This window comes from Pokkaliibacter plantistimulans (assembly GCF_003194385.1).
Taxonomy (GTDB): Bacteria; Pseudomonadota; Gammaproteobacteria; order Pseudomonadales; family Balneatricaceae; genus Pokkaliibacter; species Pokkaliibacter plantistimulans.
Genome location: NZ_LAPT01000164.1, coordinates 1 through 1,012, shown reverse-complemented (window position 1 = coordinate 1,012; position 1,012 = coordinate 1). Strand labels below are relative to the sequence as shown.

The following is a 1,012-nucleotide window of genomic DNA, read 5'->3' as shown; positions in this document are numbered from 1 at the left end:
AGCCAGAAGGGCTGGCCGGTTGTGTTCATGGTGGGGCGCAGGTGGCCGGGCCAGTGGCGATGGGCTGGCCCGGCCCCGTCGTGATAGTGGTCAGGCACTGTGATCAAACAGCTGGTACTGCTCTTGCCGCAGCAGGCGGATAACGTCTTTGTAGAGCTGGTCATCCATATCGCGCCAATAGCGCGGGTTGCGCTGGGTATGGCGGTCATAGGCGGCGGTGGTGGGGTCAATAGGGCGGAAGGGTTCAAATTCCGGTAAATCGACCAGCGGCAGGCTGACATCCATATATTGCTGAATACAGGCCCACATGCGCTCAATGCCGCCTTTGCTGGAGCTGACGCCGGTCATCTGGGAGAGGTCTACTTTAATATCGGTGCCGGGTTTGACCAGTTTTAAGCGGTATTCATTATGGGTGGGGCTGTACATGGCTTCCACAATGGGGGCCATCTCGGTGAAAGGAATGTCGTGCGCTATACGCCGTTCGGTTTTATGCCATAGCCGAACCTGGCCGGTACGACGGCAGAGTTCAAATACTGGCCGGGTATCGGAGCCCATTTTTTGGGCACTGCGGGCCAGAATAAAATTACAGCCTTTCCATACTGCTGCTGCTGCTAGGCATGTATAAAACGAGAAATAGCCTAAAAAGCCCTCCAGACCAAATCTATCACCCATAATCATGGAAACAATGCACCCAACAACAGTTGCAAACCAAAAAACAATTTTTCCCATATAGCCCAAAGCAAAAATATGGGTAAAGGCGCCGGTGTATTTGCCTAATGACCCGGCCCGGAGTTTTTCGTGATCAATCCTAAAGGGGGAGTCGATATTGTCCTGACGGTGATGCCAGTGGGCATCGGCATCGGGTTTATCGGGAGTGCCAAGGTCGGTATAGGCGCAGGCATTGATCTCTTCATCCAGAAACTGATTGGGGATGCCAGTGCGCGGGTCACCGCGCCCGCCGAGGGCAAAGCCGCCGAAGGGGGCGTCGGCGAGGGGGTAGGTATGCTCCGGG

The 1,012-nt window shown here is 55.3% G+C and carries 1 protein-coding gene; it reads right to left on the bottom strand.

The features are described from left to right. Positions 1-90 precede the first annotated feature (90 nt). A partial coding sequence (locus WH50_RS26500; RefSeq protein ID WP_480285500.1) for a CrcB family protein occupies positions 91-1,012 on the bottom strand: 922 nt, incomplete at its 5' end.